Raw genomic sequence first — 18936 nt, 5'->3', positions numbered from 1 at the left:
GCTGCCTGTCCGATGTGCGACAGAGATGCTGTTAGGCTGAAGTCCCGTAGGTATTCAGCCCTGACGGGAGCAACAGTTTGCGATCTCTGCGCCATGAGCCAGGCACTAAGCACATCTTCGTCACCGGAGGTGTCGCGTCGTCCCTGGGCAAGGGGCTGACAGCGTCATCACTCGGTCAGCTGCTCACGGCGCGCGGTCTCCGCGTGACGATGCAGAAGGTCGATCCGTACCTGAACGTCGATCCGGGAACGATGAATCCGTTCCAGCACGGCGAAGTGTTCGTCACCGAGGACGGTGCCGAGACCGACCTCGACATCGGCCACTACGAGCGCTTCCTGGACCGCAACCTCTCCGGTTCGGCCAACGTCACCACCGGTCAGGTGTATTCGACCGTCATCGCCAAGGAACGTCGTGGCGAATACCTGGGCGACACCGTGCAGGTGATCCCGCACATCACCGACGAGCTCAAGGCCCGGATGATGGCGATGCACGAGCCGGACGCGAACGGGGAGGCCCCCGACGTGGTCATCACCGAGATCGGCGGCACCGTCGGCGACATCGAGTCGCAGCCGTTCATCGAGGCCGCCCGCCAGATCCGTCACGATCTCGGCCGGGAGAACGTCTTCTTCCTGCACGTCTCGCTGGTGCCGTACCTGGCGCCGTCCGGCGAGCTCAAGACCAAGCCCACGCAGCATTCGGTCGCCGCGCTACGCAGCATCGGCATCCAGCCCGACGCCCTGATCCTGCGCTGCGACCGTCCCGTTCCGGACTCGCTGAAGAAGAAGATCGCGCTGATGTGCGACGTCGACATCGACGGCGTCATCTCGACGCCGGACGCACCGTCGATCTACGACATCCCGAAGGTGCTGCACGGCGAACAGCTCGACACCTACGTGGTCCGCCAGCTGGGCCTGCCGTTCCGGGACGTCGACTGGACGGTGTGGGGCGACCTGCTCGATCGCGTCCATTCGCCGCGCGAGACGGTGACCGTCGCCATCGTCGGCAAGTACATCGACCTGCCGGACGCCTACCTGTCGGTGACCGAGGCGATCCGCGCCGGCGGGTTCGCCCACTACGTCCGCACCGAGATCGTGTGGGTGGCCTCCGACGACTGCGAGACCCCCGAGGGGGCGCAGGCCTCGCTGCGCGACGTCGACGCGATCCTGATCCCGGGAGGCTTCGGCATCCGCGGCATCGAAGGCAAGCTCGGCGCCATCCGCTACGCCCGGGAGAACCGCATTCCGCTCCTCGGTCTGTGTCTGGGTCTGCAGTGCGTGGTGATCGAGGCGGCCCGGTCGGTCGGTCTGGACGGTGCCAGCTCCACCGAGTTCGAGCCCGACACGGACGAGCCGGTGATTCCGGTGATCGCCACCATGGCCGAGCAGGAGGCCGCCGTCGCCGGCGAAGCCGATCTGGGCGGCACCATGCGTCTCGGCTCCTATCCGGCGACCCTGACCAAGGGCAGCCTGGTGGCCAAGGCCTACGGCACCACCGAGGTCACCGAGCGGCACCGCCACCGCTACGAGGTCAACAACGCCTACCGCGACACGATCGCCGAGTCGGGGCTGCGCTTCTCCGGCACCTCGCCGGACGGACACCTGGTCGAGTTCGTCGAGTATCCGGCCGACGTCCATCCGTTCCTGGTGGCCACCCAGGCGCACCCGGAGCTCAAGAGCCGCCCGACCCGCCCGCATCCACTGTTCTCGGCGTTCATCGAAGCCGCACTCAAGTACAAGGCGGCCGAGCGGCTGCCGGTCGAGCTGAAGGGCTACGACCCGGTCCTCGGCGAGGACGCCGCCGGCACCGGTGAGAAGGCGCCCGCACGCACCGGCGGGAAGAAGTCCGAGAAGGCCTGATGGCCGGCCCGGGATCGCACGAGTTCACCGTCTCCGACTCGCAGACGGTGTACTCGGGGGCGATCCTCGCGCTGCGGCTCGACGACGTCGTGATGCCCGGGGGCGCCGCCGCACGACGGGAGGTCGTGGAACACCACGGCGCCGTCGCGGTCGTCGCCCGGGACGCGCAAGGCCGCATCGCACTGGTCCGCCAATACCGGCATCCGGTCGGCCGGCGTCTGCTGGAACTGCCCGCAGGACTGCTGGACGGCGGGCCAGGCGAGAGTCCGCAGGCCGCGGCCGCGCGTGAACTCGCCGAGGAGGCTGATCTGGCCGCCGGCACCTGGTCGACCCTGATCGACCTCGATACGTCACCCGGATTCACCGATGAAGCGATCCGGGTGTTCGTCGCCGAGGACCTGCACCGGGTGGACGGTGGCGTTCGGCACGACGAGGAAGCCGACCTGGCCGTCGAATGGATGACCCTGCCGGAGGCGGTCGCCGCCGCCCTGGCCGGCGAGATCGTCAACGCGACGGCCGTCGCCGGAATCCTGGCCCTGCACGCCGCCGAGACCACCGGCGCGCCGCTGCGGCCCGCGGACGCCCCGTGGACGGACCGGCCGACCCGGTTCGACGCCCGCGGGGCGAACCGATGACCGGGATCGAGTCCGCGGTCGGACGCTACCTGGACCACTTGACGGTGGAACGGGGGTCGGCGGCCAACACCATCGCCTCCTACCGCCGCGATCTGGATCGCTATCAGGCGTTCCTCGCCGATCGGGGGATCGGGACGCTCGACGAGGTCACCGAGAACGACGTTCGCGAATTCCTGGTCGAGTTGCGGCGCGGGGACCCCGGGCACGAGGTGCCGCCGCTGGCCGACTCGTCGGTCGCTCGCACTCTCGTCGCGACCCGCGGATTCCACAGGTTCGCCGCCGCCGAGGGGCTGACCACCCAGGACGCCGCACACGCGGTGCGTCCACCGAAGGCCGCGCGCCGGCTTCCCAAATCGCTGCCGGTGGACGACGTCCTCGCGATCCTCGAGGCGGCCGGTGCCCCCGACCATCCGCGCGCGTTGCGCGACCGCGCCATGCTCGAACTCCTGTACAGCTGCGGGGCCCGCATCTCCGAGGTGACCGCCCTGGATGTCGACGACCTCGACACCGAGCATCGTGCGGTCGTGCTGCGCGGCAAGGGCGGCAAGGAGCGGATCGTGCCGGTGGGGCGCCCCGCGATCGAGGCCGTCGACGCCTACCTGGTGCGTGGGCGACCCGCCCTGGTCAAGGCCGGCACTCCGGCACTCTTCCTCAACGCCCGGGGAGGGCGGCTGTCGCGGCAGAGTGCCTGGCAGGTGCTGGTGGATGCGGCGCAGCGGGCCGGCATCGACAAAGCCGTCTCGCCGCACACCCTGCGGCACAGCTTCGCGACCCATCTGCTGGACGGCGGTGCCGACGTCCGCGTGGTGCAGGAACTGCTCGGCCACTCGTCGGTGACCACCACACAGGTCTACACACTGGTCACCGTCAACACCATGCGCGAGGTGTATGCCACGGCGCACCCGCGCGCCCGGTAGCTCGGCCCGCTCCTTGAGCTCGTCGAAAGGCGCTCAGTGCGCGAGACCGGCGACCACGTTGATGACCAGCGCCACGATCACCGTGCCGAACAGATACGAGAGCAGAGCATGCGGCAGCGCCGCGCGACGCATCCGGGAACTGGACAGATCGGTGTCGGAGATGGCGAAGCTCATGCCGACCGCGAAGGCGACGTAGGCGAAATCGGAGTAGACGGGCGGATCGGTCTGATGGAACTCGATGCCGCCGACCGGATCGGTGAAGTAGTCGCGGGCGTAGTGCATCGCGAACACCGTATGGATCGCCGCCCACGACAGGACGACGGCGAGCACGGTGCCGAGGAGGAACGACTCCCCGTGTGACCGGAACAGCACGACACCGACGGCGGTGAGACTGCCGAGCGCGGCGGCCACCACCATCAGCAGCGTCACCAGCTGCGTGGGGTCGTCCCGGGTCGCGTGCGCCTGCGTGGCGCTCGCATCCATCGGGCCCAGCAGAGCCCACGTCCACAGGACGAACAGTCCGGCGGTCACCGCCCACCCGTACAGCCACGGATTCAGGTCGGTGACGACGCCGATCACCGTGCCGGCGACCGCACCGGCGACCGCGCTGAGCACGAGTCGGGCGAGAGCCGAGAGGTAGGGGCGCCGGTGCGCGGTCGTGGTCACGGCTCCACGGTAACCGCGCCGCGCGGACCGCAGGCAGTGCTCGCTGATCGACCCGCGTCGTGCCCCGGCTAGCATTAGGGTTGTCCGGAGCGAGTGAGCCGGATCCGGGTGAAGAGCAACCGGACCGTGCAGGGCGGAACACGCCGGGGAGGAGCAGCGGAGACGTTGAGCGCAGAATCATCGAAAGCCGCTGACGAGAACCTCGGCCCCACCGGCCGCCCGTACCGCAAGATCCCCAAGGTCAAGAAGGTCGACAAGCACGGCCCGGCCACCATCATCGCCGTCTGCAACCAGAAGGGCGGCGTCGGCAAGACCACCTCGACCATCAACCTCGGTGCCGCGCTCGCCGAGGCCGGCCGACGGGTACTGCTGGTCGACCTGGATCCGCAGGGTGCGCTCTCGGCCGGTCTCGGCGTCCCGCACCACGACCTCGAGCAGACCGTGCACAACCTGCTGGTGCCGCCGTACGCGGACATCGACGACGTCCTGCAGTCCACCCGCGTCGACGGCATGGACCTGCTGCCGTCGAACATCGATCTGTCGGCCGCCGAGATCCAGCTGGTCACCGAGGTCGGTCGCGAACAGGCGCTCGGTCGCGCCCTGCACTCGGTCGCGGACCGTTACGACTACATCCTGATCGACTGTCAGCCGTCGCTCGGCTTGCTGACCGTCAATGCCCTGGCCTGCGCCGACAACGTCCTCATTCCGATGGAGTGCGAGTACTTCAGCCTGCGTGGGCTGGCACTGCTCACCGATACCGTCGACAAGGTCCGGGACCGTCTGAACCCGAAGCTGACGCTCGGCGGCATCGTCATCACCATGTTCGACGCCCGCACCCTGCATTCGCGGGATGTGATGGCGCGGGTGGTCGAGGTGTTCGGCGACGCCGTGTTCGACACCGTGATCACCCGTACCGTCCGGTTCCCGGAGACCTCGGTGGCCGGCGAGCCCATCACCTCGTGGGCGCCGACGTCTGCCGGCGCCGAGCAGTACCGTGCACTCGCGCGCGAGGTCATCGCCCGCAACGAATACAGCTAGGTCCCGTCGTGAACACCGAGGTGGCGGAGGAGGCGTCCGGCTTCCAGGTGAAGCTCACCAACTTCACCGGCCCGTTCGACCTGCTGCTCAATCTCATCAGTCAGCACCGGCTGGACGTCACCGAAGTGGCGTTGCACGTGGTCACCGACGACTTCATCGCCTATACGAAGGCGCTCGGCCCCGACGCGGACCTCGAGCAGACCACCGAATTCCTGGTGATCGCCGCGACCCTGCTGGATCTGAAGGCCGCGCGTCTGCTGCCGTCCGGTGAGGTGGAGGACCCGGAGGACCTGGCTCTTCTGGAGGCGCGGGACCTGCTGTTCGCCCGCCTCCTGCAGTACCGCGCGTACAAGCAGGTCGCCGAACTGTTCTCCGAACTCGAGGCGACCGCGCTCCAGCGCTATCCGCGCGCCGTGTCGCTCGAGGACCGGTACGCCGACCTGCTGCCCGACGTGGAGCTGGGTGTCGATCCGGCACGCTTCGCCGAGATCGCGGCGTCGGCGATGGTGCCGAAGCCGGTACCCACCGTCGGGCTGGACCATCTGCACGCGGTCAAGGTGTCGGTACCCGAGCAGGCGAAGCGACTGACTGCGCTGCTGTCGGCGGCCGACGGCCGCCCGCTGACGTTCGCCGAGCTCGTCGCCGACTGCGGCAACGGACTCGAAGTGGTGGCCAGTTTTCTGGGTCTGCTCGAGCTGTACCGCGAGCGCGCGGTCGGCTTCGAACAGCATGAGGCGCTCGGTGAGCTGAAGGTCACCTGGACCGGCGATCGCGACGCCGACGACATCGACATCGACAAGGCGGAGGACTACGGATGACCGATCAGCCCGACCTCACGATCGACGACGAGGGTCAGCGGATCCTCGACGACCATTCGCTGCGCGGCGCCCTGGAAGCCGTGCTGCTGGTGGTCGACACGCCGATCTCGACCGAGGAACTGGCGACCGCCGTCGACCAGGACCGGATCCGGGTCCGCGAGATGCTCGAGGACATCGCCCGGGAACTGACCGAATCCGGCAGCGGCATCGACCTGCGTTACGCCGGTGACGGCTGGCGGTACTACACGCGTTCGGACTACGCGCCCTACGTGGAGAACCTGCTGCTCGACGGCGCACGCAGCAAGCTGACCCGCGCCGCGCTGGAGACCCTCGCCGTGGTCGCCTATCGGCAGCCGGTCACCCGTGCCCGGGTCAGCGCCATCCGCGGCGTGAACGTCGACGGAGTGATGCGCACCCTGCTGGCCCGCGGTCTCATCAACGAGGCGGGCGTCGACGAGCAGACGCACGCCACCACCTACGTCACCACCGAGCTGTTCCTGGAACGCCTCGGGCTGGCATCGCTCGGAGAACTGCCGGACCTGGCTCCGCTGCTGCCGGACGTCGACGTCATCGACGACCTGGGCGACGAACTCCTCGACGACCCGCGATTCGCCAAACTGGGTGCTCAGGCGGCAGAATCGCAGAAGGACCTCGCTGCCGAAGCGATCAACGACGCCGACGAAGAGTAGGGCGTGTGACGTTGTCCGCCGGGTGAGGTCCGTCGCAACAACATAGAAGGACACCACATGGGTACCGCTAGCCGAGACGGCAGACCGGGACGCGGGGGAGACGGCGAACGCCGCCCCCGCCCCGACAAGAAGAACGACCGCGCACGCTCCGATCAGGGGCGGGGCGCGAAGGGCACCGGCCGCAAGGGCGGCCCGCTGCAGACTCCGTCGTCGCGCAAGCCGCACCGGAAGAACTCCCGCCCGGACGTCGCCTCCGGCAAGGTGCGGCTCAACAACGCCAAGCCGGCACGCCATCAGAACGCGGCGAGCTCGGGCGACGGCGCCACCTATGTCGCCGACGGCATGCGCCTGCAGAAGGTGCTGGCCGCCGCCGGTGTCGCCTCGCGCCGCGGCGCCGAAGAACTCATCGCCGCCGGCCGCGTCGAGGTGGACGGCGAGATCGTCGTCGAACAGGGTCTGCGCGTCGACCCCAACACCGCCGTCATCAAGGTCGACGGCGCCCGGGTGATCGTCGACGAGACCAAGCAGTATCTGGCGTTGAACAAGCCGAAGGGCTGGCAGTCGACGATGGCCGACGAGCAGGGTCGTCCGTGTGTCGGCGACCTGGTCGCCGAGCGCGTGATGGCCGGACAGCGGCTGTTCCACGTCGGGCGTCTGGACGCCGACACCGAGGGCCTGCTGCTGCTCACCAACGACGGCGAGCTGGCGCACCGGCTGATGCACCCGTCGTTCCAGGTACCCAAGACCTACCTGGCCACGGTGCGCGGCATCGTGCCCCGCGGCCTGGGCCGGCAGCTGCGGGACGGCATCGAGCTGGACGACGGCTTCGTCGCGCTCGACGACTTCGCCGTCCTGGAGGTTCACGAGGGACGCACCCTGCTGCGCCTCACCCTGCACGAGGGCCGCAAGCGCGTGGTGCGCCGCATGATGGACGAGGTCGGCTTCCCGGTGGAACGCCTGGTGCGCACCGACATCGGCGCCGTCGCCCTCGGCGAGCAGCGCCCCGGCAGCCTTCGCGTGCTCGACAGCAAAGAGGTCGGCGCGCTGTACAAGGCGGTCGGCCTGTGACCGCCTCTCAGCAGGCGCAGGAACCGGTCGTGAAGGTCGTCGCCATCGACGGCCCGGCCGGCACCGGAAAGTCGACTGTCGCCGGACTGCTGGCCGATCGGGTGGGTGCAACCATGCTCGACACCGGCGCCATGTACCGGGCGGCGACCCTCGCGGTCCTGCGGGCCGGGGTCGATCCGTCGTCGGAGCAGGTCGGGACGATCGTGGACGCCGCGGACATCCGCCTGGACGTTTCGGGCGACGATGCCCCGGTCGTTTTTCTGGACGGTGAGGACGTCTCGACGCAGATCCGGAGCGACGAGGTGACCGCCGCGGTGTCGGCGGTGTCGGCGAACCCCGAGGTGCGACGCAAACTGGTGCAGCTGCAGCAGGCGCACGCCGACGACGAGTTCCTGGTGGTGGAGGGGCGTGACATCGGGACCGTGGTGTTCCCGAACGCCGCGCTCAAGGTGTTTCTGACCGCCACCTCACAGGCGCGTGCCGAGCGCCGTCACCGGCAGAACGTGGAGTCCGGACGCCCGAGCGACCTCACCGAGGTTCTCGAGAGCGTGAACCGCCGCGACCATCTCGACTCGACGCGGGCGGTGTCGCCGTTGCGTGCCGCCGACGACGCGATCGTCGTCGACACCAGCGATCTGACGCTGGAGCAAGTGCTCGACCGGCTCACCGAGCTGGTGGACGAGCGGATCGGAGCCTGACGTGAGCGATGACGTATTCGATGACTTCGGTGACGACTTCGCCGACCCGTCGCTGGCCGGCGACGGCACCTGGAGCGACGAATCCGACTGGGATCTGAGCGACTTCCTCGACGACGAGGCACTGGCCGAGGAGACGAGGCTTCCGGTGGTCGCGATCGTCGGACGGCCGAACGTCGGCAAGTCGACGCTCGTGAACCGCATCCTGGGCCGGCGTGAGGCCGTCGTCGAGGACATTCCGGGCGTCACGCGGGACCGGGTGTCGTATCCGGCGACGTGGAACGGCAAACGATTCATGGTGATGGACACCGGCGGCTGGGAACCGGACGCGAAGGGTCTGCAGCAGTCGGTGGCCGCACAGGCCGAGTACGCGATGCGGACCGCCGACGCGATCGTCGTCGTGGTGGATGCCACGGTGGGCGCCACCGCCACCGACGAGGCCGTCGCCCGCGTGCTGCGCCGGTCGGAGACTCCGGTGCTGCTGGCCGCCAACAAGGTGGACAGCGAGCGCGCCGAGGCCGATGCCGCGACGCTGTGGTCGCTGGGTCTGGGGGAGCCGCACACCATCTCGGCGGCGCACGGTCGTGGTACCGGTGACCTGCTGGACGAGATCCTGAACATGCTTCCGGAGACTCCGCGCGAGCAGTACGCCACCGGCGGACCGCGTCGCGTGGCGCTGGTCGGCAAGCCGAACGTCGGCAAGAGTTCGCTGCTGAACCGTCTCGCCGGCGAGGAGCGGTCGGTGGTCGACAACGTCGCCGGCACCACGGTGGACCCGGTGGACGAGGTGATCGTGCTCGACGGCACCCCGTGGCGCTTCGTCGACACCGCCGGTCTGCGCCGCAAGGTGCGCACCGCGACCGGCCACGAGTACTACGCGTCGCTGCGAACGCGCGCCGCACTGGATTCGGCCGAGGTGGCGTTGCTGCTGATCGATGCGAGCGAACCGATCACCGAGCAGGATCTGCGTGTGCTGTCGATGATCATCGAGAGCGGCCGCGCCCTGGTGATCGTCTTCAACAAGTGGGATCTGGTGGACGAGGACCGGCGCTACGAACTCGACAAGGAGATCGATCGCGAGCTGGCTCGTGTGCCGTGGGCGCGTCGCGTGAACATCTCGGCGACCACCGGTCGCGCGGTGACCAAGCTGGTGCCGGCGATGGAGGGAGCGCTGGAGTCGTGGGACAAGCGCGTCCCGACCGGCCGCCTGAACAACTGGCTCAAAGAGGTCATCTCCGCCAACCCGCCGCCCGTACGCGGCGGACGTCAGCCGCGGGTCATGTTCGCCACCCAGGCCGCGACCCGGCCGCCGACGTTCGTGCTGTTCACCACCGGTTTCCTGGAGGCCGGCTACCGCCGTTTCCTGGAGCGCCGACTGCGCGAGACCTTCAACTTCGACGGCTCGCCGGTGCGCGTCAATGTGCGTGTCCGGGACAAGCGCGACCGTAAGAAGAAGTAGCGCTCTCCGTGCGCGCCAGGCGATTCGCTGATCGTGAATCCGGTGCGTTAAGGTGAATGTCGCTCCGCAAGGAGCAACGGGCTGTGGCGCAGCTTGGTAGCGCACTTGACTGGGGGTCAAGTGGTCGCAGGTTCAAATCCTGTCAGCCCGACAATCACGATGAGCAGAAGGACCGCCGACGACGTCGGCGGTCCTTCTGCTTGCCGGGCGTGCGCATAGAGTGAACGGCATGCGACGGAGCCGGGGGACGAACAGGTCTTCTTCGGTGAACGCGACTGCCATCGTCGCGGCGGCGGCCGGGCGTGGAGTCGACCTCGATCCAATGCAGCGCCTGGCCTGTGAAGTACTGGCAGGCGAGGAGAACGTCTACCTCGCGGGTCCGGCTGGGCGTGGGAAGACGTTGTTGATGGATTCCTATGTCGCTCTATTGCCGCCCGGCGGCGTGGTCCGCATCCACTGGCACGAGTTCGTCCGTGACATCAACGACCTGATCCGGCAGCACGGAAGCCTGGGCGAGGCGATCGAGGGTCTCCTCGGCGAAGCCGGCGTCTTCTGCTTCGACGAGTTGCACGTCGACGATCCGGCAGACGGAGTCTTCCTCGATTCGCTGATCCGTGAACTCGTCGATCGGCGAGTTCGTTTGGTCGTGACGTCGAACCTTCGGCCCGCCGAATTGATGCCCAATCCGCTCTTCCACGACACCTTCGCGCCGACGATCGATCTGATCACCCGGACGTGCGCGGTGGTCGACCTCGATGCCGGCGTCGACTACCGGTCAGGGGTCGAGCATTCCGCCGGCTTCGCTTCGGGTCGGTGGTCGAGCACGAATCGGAGACACGGCGCGGAGGAGGTTCACGTGATAGGTACACGTCGGTTCTCGGCGTGGGACCGTTCCCGCGAGCATCTCGGCGTTTCGTTCCGTCAGATCTGTGAGACGCCGCTCAGCAGCACAGACTATCTCGAGCTGGCGAAGCATCACTCGACGTGGACGGTGAGTGATGTCCCTGACCTCGCCGACGTTGATCGTGAGGCCGCTCAGCGTTTTGTACATCTCATCGACGTTCTGTACGACCAGGATGTTCCGCTCACGATCGAGAGTGACGTCCCGCGTGACGAGTTCTCGGTCTCCGGTCGTTTGCCAGTGGGCGCAGAGCGCATGCGGAGTCGTCTGTCGACGCTTCGGTAGAGCCGCTACAGACTCTGCGGACCATCCGTGTCGAGTCGCCAGACCGAGATGTGGGAGGTGCTGTCCGCGGTGAACGGCGTGCGGTCCCAGTCGGCGTAGCGACCTTCGAGTTCCAGGCCGGCCAGTTGCGCCATGAGGTCGAGTTCACTGGGCCAGACGTAACGGTAGTTATGCGGCCGGTACAGGTAGGTGCCGTCTTGCTGCCGGATGTAGTGGTGGGAGACGGCGCGCTGCGTCACAGGGTCGAAGGTGTCAAGACCTACGTGGGCCTCGGCTACCTCGAACGGGACCGCGATCTGACCGGGCGGCAACGACCGCAGCGGCGGCACTCCCACCTCGACGACGAACCGGCCACCCGGAATCAGATGGCGAGCAGCATTGCGGAAGCACTCGACCTGGGCATTCTGCGTGTAGAGGTTGCCGATGGTGTTGTAGACGAGATAGACCAGCGAAAACTCGCCGTCGACCCGTGTCGTGGCCATGTCTCCGACGATCACCGGTATCCGGTCGGTCTTGTCGCGCAGAACGCGCGCCATGGGTTCGGAATACTCGATTCCCTGCACGGCGACACCGCGGGCTTCGAGCGGGACGGCGACACGTCCGGTGCCGATGGCGAATTCGAGTGCCGGCCCGGAGCCGGCGAGCTCGGCGAGGAAGTCGGTAGTGGCCTCGAGAAGGTCGGGGGAGAACCGCTCATCGGTCGCGTCGTAGGAGGCGGCCTGCTCATCCGTCCAGAGATCACTGGGAACGTCGTCCTTGCTCACTGCCTGATGATGTCACACGACGACGTCAGCACCCTGGACCCGATCAGCCCGAAGCGCCACCGATCGGCCCACGACCGATTGCTAACGACAATGATAATCATTGACGGTTCAAGCGTGAACACTACGAACGAGTTCGTTGCCAAACTCAATCGATTCGAAACCGCCGCCGGATTCATCGCCGCGCTCGATCAGAGCGGCGGCAGTACGCCGAAGGCTCTCCGGATGTACGGGATCGACGACTCTGCCTACTCGACCGACGGCGAGATGTTCGACCTCATTCAGCAGGCGCGGGCCCGGATCATCGAGAGCCCGGTGTTCACCAGCGACCGTGTACTCGCCGCCATCCTGTTCGAAGGCACCCTCGATCGGACTATCGACGGGCAGGGTGTCGCCGACTACCTGTGGTCGCGCAAGCAGATCCTGCCGATCCTCAAGATCGACAAGGGGCTCGCCGAGAAGGCGGACGGGGTGCAACGGATGAAAGACATCCCCGGCCTCGACCAGACTCTCGCCAGGGCGCGGGAACAGGGCGTATTCGGCACCAAGGAACGCTCGTTCATCGCCGCCGCCGACGAACACGGCATCGCCGACGTCGTCGCGCAGCAGTTCGCCGTCGGCGACCAGGTGCTGGCCGCCGGACTCGTGCCGATCCTCGAACCGGAGATCGACATCCACGCCCCCGACAAGGCGGATGCCGAAACCATCCTGAAAGCCGAACTGCTCAAAGGCCTCGGCGCGCTCGGCGATCAGAAGGTGGCCGTCAAGATCACGTTGCCGTCGGTCGTCGACTTCTACCTCGACCTGGTCAAGCACCCCAACGTGGCTCGTGTGGTCGCGCTGTCCGGCGGATACAGCCGCGACGAGGCGAACGCGATCCTCGCGCGCAACCACGGTGTGATCGCCAGCTTCAGCCGGGCACTCCTCGACGGCTTGACCGCCGACCAGACCGATGCTGAATTCGATGCCACCCTCGACGCGTCCATTCGGACGATCGCACAGGCCTCCGCTACCTGACCGGTCAGGCGCGCCGGAAGCCGACCATCATGCCGTCACCCGCGGTGCCGGCCACGGTGAGCCCGTGCGGCGCGGCCTCGGCGGTCAGATCCTCGACGCTCAGCGTGCGCCACGTGTGCTCGGCGGTGCGCTGTTCGACGGTGTTTCCGTCGGCGTCGAGGACGGTCCACTCCATCGTCCAGTTCACGCTGGTGTCGTCGATCGGTTCGGCGCGTCCACGGGTCCGCACCTGATCGCGTCCGATGTTGACGGTGCCGAAGTCGGTCCACGGGATGGTGACGGCTGCAGCCGGCGGCTGCAGCGCCACCACGAAACACCCGTCAGGTACCAGACGTTCGCCCAGCGCCGACCACAACTGTGCGCGCGCATCGTCGTCGAGGTGGCCGATGACGTTCAGCATGACGGCGGCACTCCACACGTCCGGCAGTCGATCGAGCGCCTCGGGCACCCCGAAACGGACGACGGTGGTGTGGGCGAGCAGATCGTGATCGGTGGCGAGCGTCGCGACCAGGCCGGCACGCATCGCTTCCGACGGTTCCACCGCATACAGTTCGCTCGCGCCCAGATCCTTCAAGACCGGCAGGATCGCGCCGGTGCCCGAACCGAAGTCGACGGCGACGCCACCGTCGATCTTCCCGATCAGTTTGCGGACGAATGCGGCGGTCGGCGCCTGCCAGTCGGCGGTCAATGCGCCGTAGTACTCGGCGTTGGACTGATAGAAGTCGGTCATATGTCTCCTCTGTTCGGCTGACCCCACCGTACCGAAACGATAATCATTATCAATAACGAGCGGGAACAGAAGGCCGGGCTCCGACGTTGAACCTCACATGACACAGCAGCCTGAACTGAGCCCGACCGACTGGGTGCGCAAGCAGACCCAGAAGATCCTCGAGCAGGGGACCACCGACGGTGTCCAGGTGATGGATCGGCCGATCGTGCTGTTCACCACCATCGGTGCCAAATCGGGGAAGAAGCGTTACACCCCGCTCATGCGAGTCGAAGAGAACGGCCGCTACGCGATGGTCGCCTCGAAGGGCGGCGCGCCGGAGAATCCGTCCTGGTACTACAACGTCAAAGCACATCCGCAGGTCACGGTGCAGGACGGCGACGTCGTCACGGGGCTGACCGCGCGCGAGGTCACCGGCGAGGAGCGGCAGCACTGGTGGGATCTGGCGGTCGCCGCCTACCCGCCGTACGCCGAATACCAGGAGAACACCGACCGGCAGATCCCGGTCTTCGTCCTGGAGTGAGCTCGCAGCCGGCGCTCAGCCGCCGAACAGCAGGTACAGGCCCGCGAAGGTGTACCCGCACATCATCAGCATGAGAGCGAGCTGACCCGTCAACTCGTGTTTGCGCGGAAGGATCCGGAGCGCGGCGTCGTGCGCGGAGACGACGGCCAGCAGATGGCCGAGGACGATGGAGGCGACCGCCAGCACCGACAACAGCGTCGGATGGTCGGTGAACGGCGCCCACAGATGAGGTTCACCGCCGCCGAAGGCGTGGATCCACGCATGACCGGTCTCCTGGCCGTCCTCCACCAGATACTTGGCGTAATGCGCGATCAGATAGCCGACCGCGATCGGAATCAGTGAATGCGCCATCCGGCCGGGGATGGCGAGGCGCTTCTCTCTGCTCACCCCGCCGGTCGCCATCGTCGCCAGCGCGAAGGTCACACCGACCGCCACGATGAACGTGAGCAGCAGCGCTGTCCGGGCCCACGCCGAATGCAGGCCGTACACCGCCGACCAGGCGTCGAAGGCCGTCGACCCCATCAGCACCGCGATCACCGCCACCGCACCCGGCCCGGTCCGGTAGGTGGTGAGGCCGTCGAGCGGGCTGCGCAGCACCAGTTCGCGGGACTTCTCGTCCCGGCCGAGCGGGCTCAGTGACGCGATCACCGAGCTGTACACCTCGAACGGTTCGGCGTTGGAGAACCACGACGATCCGAACAGCGCCCCGCCGACGGCCGTCACGGCCAGATACACCAGGCACCAGACGAACACGGCCGTGAAGTGAGCGTGCGCGTAGCCGAGTTCCAGCCAGACGAACGCGAACAGGCCGACAGCCGCCGGCCAGCGCCCCCACCGTTCGTGATAGGGGAGAAACCCGTCGGAGGGAGAGCGGTGCAACGCCGCACACACCCAGCGGTGGACGGTGCGCACCGGAGACAGGACCCGCCCGACCGGGCCGAACAGCAGTGAAAGCGGAACCAGACCCACCCACAGCCAGATGAAGAAGGTTCCGACGAGTGGGTTGTCGTCGTCGCCGGCGTGCAGGCAACCGACGACCATCGCGGCGACGGTCAGTGCGACGCCGAGTGCGCCGAGCAGCTCACGCAGCACCCGGGCATCGGCGAATCGGGTCAGCCCCGGCAGCACCGCGACATGCTTGTCCGGACTCAGCTTCGGCTTGCGCCAGGCGAAGGCCAGCACCAGGAACGAGATGGCCAGCGCCCACGAACCGCCGATCAGGGCATAGGTGATGTCCACCGGAAAAGCGGATGCTTCACCGGTGCCGTGGGCGAGAATCATGCGATGTCGTCCTCGTCGTAGTTGTCGTCGAACTCGTCGTCCTCGAACTCGTCATGGTCGTCGTCCTCATCGTCGCGGCGGCGGTCACGCACGACCAGCGCCACGATGATGCCGACGACGATGAACGCCGGAACGAACGCCGGAATGGCGGTCAGGACCGAATGGTCGGCGAGGACGATCGTGGTCATGCCGACGGTGCCGGATCGGCCGCGCGCTTCTTACGGGGCTTACGGCCGGTCGCGATCAGCGGCTTCTGTCCCGGCCGCGGGAAGTACGCCTCGTTGATCCGGGCCGCGCCCCAGCTCAGGGTCCAGATGAGGGCGATCGTCATCGCGGCCACGATCCAGGTGGCGGCCGAGAACAGCCACGCCGGGTGATCGAACTTGCGCTCGCGCTGCAGGATCTCGATCTCCTTCTGGAACGGCCGGGTGAAGGTCGCCTCGGCGGGCACTTCGGCGGCACCGATCGCCGGATCGCCGGCCATGTAGATGGGCACACCGGCCATCGTCTGACCGTCCTGCACGCGCAACGCCGTCTTCCACTTTCCGGAGACCGGCACCGGTTTGGTGGACACGTAGTGACCGGGACCGATCTTGTCGAGACGGTCGATCACCAAGCCGTGGAGGTTCTTGCCGGCGCCCTGCCACGCAAGGATCGACACCCAGTCGGGATGGTCACCGACCACCGTCTCCGGCTCGATGCGGACATCCGCGGTGACCATGCGGAATCCGTCGACAGGCTGGGACTCGGTCAGAGCGATGGTGGCCGAGGAGTTCGGGGGAACGGAGGTGTGCAGCAGAGCCAGGGTCGCCCCTGCGATCACCACGATCATCGCGACGACGATCGGCCGGCGGACAGCCGGTCCGGGCATCGACCGCGGTTCGAGAGCCCGGCAGAACAGGGCGGCGACGAGACCGACGGTCAGGCCGACCGGCAGGCCGACGGCCAGCAGCTTGGGCCACAGCGAGGCGGGCCACGGGATCTGGAAGACCGCGTCGACCCACAGCTTCTCGCCGTAGATACCGGCGGTCGCGCCGAGCAGACCCGCGACGGCGCCGAAGAGCAGGGTGTTCTCGCGCAGCTTCGGAACGAACATCAGCAGTTCGATGACGATCGCGATGCCCAGGTACAGCGGAAACACGTTGTGCGGCTCGCCGAGCACCGGACCGACGATCAGGGTCACCACCTCGCGGACGAACGCGGCGAACGCGACGGCGACCAGAGCATCACCCCGTCCGCCCCAGCGGACCGCGACCACGCACCCGAACACGCCGGCGGCGATCATCAGCATGGGCTGGAAGGCGAGCTGGAACTGCTCGACACCGAAATCGAACTCGACCTGGAAGACCGACAGACCGATCAGCAGGCCACCGCAGGCAACGCCCTTGACCAGCCACTTCATGAACGGTCCGGTGAGCCATGTGGGAAGCGGGCGGCCGAACAGGGTCGATTCGGGTCCTGTCGGGATCTGCCTCTTCTGCTTGCTGAAGGTGGCGGCGAGGTAGCCCTCGTGCATGAGGAGGATGACCGCGATCAGCGAGAATCCGGCGCCGCCGATGAGCATCAGGTGTGTGGGCCCCCAGAGCGTGACGTCCTGACCGAAGATCCGGTGCCAGATGTCGTCGAGAGGGAACCCGATGAGGGCGTACAGGCCGCAGGCGGCCAGCAGGATGCCGGCGGTCGGGGCGTACCAGTCGCGAGTGATCTTCACGCCGGCCATGCCGGGCTTGGCGACCGAGTGGTCGTCGTTGCGCGGCAGAATCATCGCGAGGGCTCCCGCGATGAACAGGAAGAACAGGCCGACCAGGATGAAGTAGTGGGCCGGATTGGCCAGCGGGCCCTCGTCGCGGCCGCGGCCGATGTGCAGGCTGACGTCCCAGATGAAGCCGAAGAAGGCGGTCAGGATCGTCGTGATGAACATGAACAGCGGGATGACCGACCAGGTGGGGCGGTCACCGATGCGACCCAGCCAGGTGGCCCAGTTCTGCAGCCAATCCGACTTGTAGGTGCGGTGCCGGTAGGCGATCCACAGGAGGACGACCGCGACCACGGCGGCCGCCGCGGTCATGCCGAAGACCTGGTCGAGTGCCGCGCCGCCGCCAGCGTCGGCGGCCAGGGTCTGGGAGGTGAGGTCGAGCTCCGTTGCTGCCATGCGCTGAGTATGGCATGGCCGACTCACGTATGACAACGGGCGTTGTCACGGTCCTGGGTGTCGGGTTCGACGGATTCGTTCCGGGGCCGGGCGACCGGCCCCGGAACGGTCCGGGTCAACTGTGGACCGAGTCCTTCTGATCCTGCACGGCGGTGCCGTCGACCGTCAACGGAATGTCCTTGCCGGCCGCGTCGACGTCGCCCTCGGTGGAGCAGGCGTACGGGTCGGTCTGCTCCTCCTTGGGCTCGATGAACATCGGGTTGACGATCCACTTGCCGTCGGTGTCGGCGTAGGCCCGGCACATCAGTCCGGTCTTGTTGCGGTTGATCGCCAGCCGGAGGCCGGTGGCGTCCTGCAGGAACGACACGTCGGTGTCCGAGTCGCCGGCGGCGAAGACCTGCCGGCGATCGGCGGGTGCGACGTCGAACGCGGCTGCACCGGAGATGCCCAGAACCTGCTCGTTGATGCGGCAGCGCTTGCCGTCCATGTAGGTGATCACGGTGTTGTCGCCGCGACCGCCGCACCCGACGACGTCGGTGGTGTACATGCCGTCGGCGATCTCGTTCTTGATACCCATCAGCCGGTCGTCGCCGAGGCCCAGATCTTTGGCCCAGACCTTGACCAGCGGCTCCGGTGACGCCGAGATGATCCGGACATCGAAGCCGTTGCCCTTGAGGGCGCCGATCAGATCGCCGATCTGGTCGTAGTACCGCACCCAGGAGTCGACCTCGGTGGTGCCGATCTTCTCGGTCGCTCCCACCGGCTGCGACAGGGCGTAGTCGCGGGCCTGCGTCGCGAAGTCGGTGACCTCGGCGGGAGTCGAACCGGAGAACAGCTGGGCGAGCCAGGCGTACTGCGGTTCCATCGTGCGATGGTCGAAGCCGTCGAACGCGTCCTTGTCGCCGGTGGTCTTGCCGTCGCTGTACACGGCCAGCAGTTCGTCGGCGCACTTGGCGTTCTCGGACGACTTCACCGGATCGCCGGGCGTGGCGCCGGTGCTGTCGCAGGCCTGCGACAGCGCGGTCGCGGCGTCCGGGGTCAGGAACGGGCTGGTGGTGGCCCAGTCGCCGCGGCGCGGCTGGTGGATCTTGTCGTGCGCGACCATCCAGTGGAAGGTGGCGTCGCCGATGTCGTTGCGGACGACGGTGTTGTCCCAGTCGAAGAGGGCGAGCGGCGCGTCACCGGCCTTGTGCTGGTCCTGGCCGCACGTGCCGTAGTCGGTCAGCATCTGGTTCAGCCGGTTCACATTGTCGCCGTACCAGGCCTCCGAGGCCGCGACGCGTGCGCAGCCGTCGGCCGAGGACGTCGGTGGGACCGAGGCCGAGCTGGACGAACCGGCTTGGTCGGTGCTGGTGGAACAGCCGGCGACGGCCACAGCGGCGAGCGCGGACGAGGCGGCGAGGACGGCGAGGCGCGAACGGGACAACAGAGATCTCCTGTCGGACGGA

The 18936-nt window shown here is 67.6% G+C and carries 19 protein-coding genes and 1 tRNA gene; 13 read left to right on the top strand and 7 right to left on the bottom strand.

Annotation, left to right across the window (positions count from 1 at the left end; all coding sequences use genetic code 11):
- Nucleotides 1–77 precede the first annotated feature (77 nt).
- The 3 genes from QM774_RS05145 to xerD are packed head-to-tail and all read left to right on the top strand — an operon-like array spanning nt 78 to nt 3408.
- Nucleotides 78–1856: a CTP synthase gene (locus QM774_RS05145; RefSeq protein WP_414974856.1), complete on the top strand. Its 1779-nt coding sequence runs from the start codon at nt 78–80 to the stop codon at nt 1854–1856.
- On the top strand, nt 1856–2491 hold the full coding sequence (locus tag QM774_RS05140; RefSeq protein WP_414974855.1) for an NUDIX domain-containing protein: 636 nt from the start codon (nt 1856–1858) through the stop codon (nt 2489–2491). The genes QM774_RS05145 and QM774_RS05140 overlap by 1 nt, the downstream gene beginning before the upstream one ends.
- On the top strand, nt 2488–3408 hold the full coding sequence (xerD, locus tag QM774_RS05135) for a site-specific tyrosine recombinase XerD (RefSeq protein WP_414974854.1): 921 nt from the start codon (nt 2488–2490) through the stop codon (nt 3406–3408). Before QM774_RS05140 ends, xerD begins: the two co-directional genes overlap by 4 nt.
- A 33-nt stretch (nt 3409–3441) precedes the next feature.
- On the opposite strand, the gene QM774_RS05130 is transcribed toward xerD, so the two are convergent.
- Nucleotides 3442–4074: a DUF1345 domain-containing protein gene (locus QM774_RS05130; RefSeq protein ID WP_414974853.1), complete on the bottom strand. Its 633-nt coding sequence runs from the start codon at nt 4072–4074 to the stop codon at nt 3442–3444.
- A 165-nt stretch (nt 4075–4239) separates the two neighbouring features.
- On the opposite strand from QM774_RS05130, the gene QM774_RS05125 reads away from it, so the two are divergent.
- From QM774_RS05125 to zapE, 8 genes are all read left to right on the top strand, one after another.
- Nucleotides 4240–5112 carry a ParA family protein gene (locus QM774_RS05125; RefSeq protein ID WP_414974852.1) on the top strand — a complete coding sequence of 291 codons (873 nt, stop codon included), beginning with the start codon at nt 4240–4242 and terminating at the stop codon, nt 5110–5112.
- 8 nt (nt 5113–5120) lie between these two features.
- Nucleotides 5121–5930: a segregation and condensation protein A gene (locus QM774_RS05120; RefSeq protein ID WP_414974851.1), complete on the top strand. Its 810-nt coding sequence runs from the start codon at nt 5121–5123 to the stop codon at nt 5928–5930.
- Entirely contained in the window at nt 5927–6619 is a 693-nt protein-coding gene (scpB, locus tag QM774_RS05115; protein ID WP_414974850.1) for an SMC-Scp complex subunit ScpB, read from the top strand. The genes QM774_RS05120 and scpB overlap by 4 nt, the downstream gene beginning before the upstream one ends.
- Before the next feature lie 57 nt (nt 6620–6676).
- Nucleotides 6677–7687, top strand: a complete 1011-nt coding sequence (locus QM774_RS05110; RefSeq protein WP_414974849.1) for a pseudouridine synthase — start codon at nt 6677–6679, stop codon at nt 7685–7687.
- Entirely contained in the window at nt 7684–8385 is a 702-nt protein-coding gene (cmk, locus tag QM774_RS05105) for a (d)CMP kinase (protein ID WP_414974848.1), read from the top strand. The genes QM774_RS05110 and cmk overlap by 4 nt, the downstream gene beginning before the upstream one ends.
- Nucleotide 8386: 1 nt before the next feature.
- On the top strand, nt 8387–9841 hold the full coding sequence (gene der, locus QM774_RS05100; protein ID WP_414974847.1) for a ribosome biogenesis GTPase Der: 1455 nt from the start codon (nt 8387–8389) through the stop codon (nt 9839–9841).
- Nucleotides 9842–9918: 77 nt separating this feature from the next.
- Nucleotides 9919–9992 (top strand) — tRNA-Pro (locus QM774_RS05095).
- A 114-nt stretch (nt 9993–10106) separates the two neighbouring features.
- Nucleotides 10107–11027: a cell division protein ZapE gene (gene zapE, locus QM774_RS05090; protein WP_414974846.1), complete on the top strand. Its 921-nt coding sequence runs from the start codon at nt 10107–10109 to the stop codon at nt 11025–11027.
- A 5-nt stretch (nt 11028–11032) separates the two neighbouring features.
- On the opposite strand, the gene QM774_RS05085 is transcribed toward zapE, so the two are convergent.
- Nucleotides 11033–11791 carry a class I SAM-dependent DNA methyltransferase gene (locus tag QM774_RS05085; protein ID WP_414974845.1) on the bottom strand — a complete coding sequence of 253 codons (759 nt, stop codon included), beginning with the start codon at nt 11789–11791 and terminating at the stop codon, nt 11033–11035.
- 114 nt (nt 11792–11905) lie between these two features.
- On the opposite strand from QM774_RS05085, the gene QM774_RS05080 reads away from it, so the two are divergent.
- Nucleotides 11906–12805, top strand: a complete 900-nt coding sequence (locus QM774_RS05080; protein WP_414974844.1) for a fructose bisphosphate aldolase — start codon at nt 11906–11908, stop codon at nt 12803–12805.
- A 4-nt stretch (nt 12806–12809) separates the two neighbouring features.
- Here QM774_RS05080 and QM774_RS05075 read toward each other — a convergent pair whose 3' ends face one another.
- Nucleotides 12810–13535, bottom strand: coding sequence for a class I SAM-dependent methyltransferase (locus tag QM774_RS05075; protein WP_414974843.1), 726 nt, complete (start codon nt 13533–13535; stop codon nt 12810–12812).
- Between the two features lie 97 nt (nt 13536–13632).
- Here QM774_RS05075 and QM774_RS05070 point away from each other — a divergent pair, with 97 nt between their 5' ends.
- Nucleotides 13633–14055 carry a nitroreductase family deazaflavin-dependent oxidoreductase gene (locus QM774_RS05070; protein WP_414974842.1) on the top strand — a complete coding sequence of 141 codons (423 nt, stop codon included), beginning with the start codon at nt 13633–13635 and terminating at the stop codon, nt 14053–14055.
- 15 nt (nt 14056–14070) lie between these two features.
- Here the strand turns inward: QM774_RS05070 and QM774_RS05065 are convergent, their stop codons facing one another.
- The 4 genes from QM774_RS05065 to QM774_RS05050 form a co-directional block, all read right to left on the bottom strand.
- On the bottom strand, nt 14071–15336 hold the full coding sequence (locus tag QM774_RS05065) for a hypothetical protein (RefSeq protein WP_414974841.1): 1266 nt from the start codon (nt 15334–15336) through the stop codon (nt 14071–14073).
- Nucleotides 15333–15524: a hypothetical protein gene (locus tag QM774_RS05060; RefSeq protein WP_414974840.1), complete on the bottom strand. Its 192-nt coding sequence runs from the start codon at nt 15522–15524 to the stop codon at nt 15333–15335. Before QM774_RS05060 ends, QM774_RS05065 begins: the two co-directional genes overlap by 4 nt.
- Nucleotides 15521–17488 carry a hypothetical protein gene (locus QM774_RS05055; RefSeq protein ID WP_414974839.1) on the bottom strand — a complete coding sequence of 656 codons (1968 nt, stop codon included), beginning with the start codon at nt 17486–17488 and terminating at the stop codon, nt 15521–15523. Before QM774_RS05055 ends, QM774_RS05060 begins: the two co-directional genes overlap by 4 nt.
- A 115-nt stretch (nt 17489–17603) precedes the next feature.
- Complete coding sequence (locus QM774_RS05050; RefSeq protein ID WP_414974838.1) at nt 17604–18914, bottom strand: HAD family hydrolase; 1311 nt, start codon at nt 18912–18914, stop codon at nt 17604–17606.
- Nucleotides 18915–18936: the final 22 nt, after the last annotated feature.

Origin of the sequence: Gordonia sp. (in: high G+C Gram-positive bacteria) (assembly GCF_047600565.1) — a bacterium.
Classification (GTDB): Bacteria; Actinomycetota; Actinomycetes; order Mycobacteriales; family Mycobacteriaceae; genus Gordonia.
This window is presented reverse-complemented; position numbering and strand designations above follow the sequence as displayed.